1 protein-coding gene is annotated in these 281 nt (G+C 66.9%); it reads right to left on the bottom strand.

The window, feature by feature from the left end; genetic code table 11:
- Positions 1-281 (bottom strand): GTP cyclohydrolase, FolE2/MptA family (locus AC4HNJ_RS21880; protein ID WP_490481726.1); only part of this gene is annotated, 281 nt, incomplete at both ends.

Raw genomic sequence — 281 nt, 5'->3', positions numbered from 1 at the left:
CCAAGTCCTTGTGCGAATCCAGAAAGGCGCGCAGCAGTTCTTCCAGCATGGCGGCATTGACGGGCCGGGCGCTGAGGTACTGGTCGACCAGCAGGTACAAGCGCGACATATGGATGCCGCGCCGGTCCGGCCGCACCAGGTTGACGAAGGCACCCACCTGGGCGCTGCTGCGCTGGGGCTGGCCGTCGCCAGCGTCGAACAGTACCGGCGTCTCGATACCGTCCATGCCGACCCAATCCAGCGCGCCGATCAGATGCGGCTGCGCCTGCGTGGCAACGTCG

Source organism: Dyella sp. SYSU CM1112, assembly GCF_058216415.1.
This window is presented reverse-complemented; position numbering and strand designations above follow the sequence as displayed.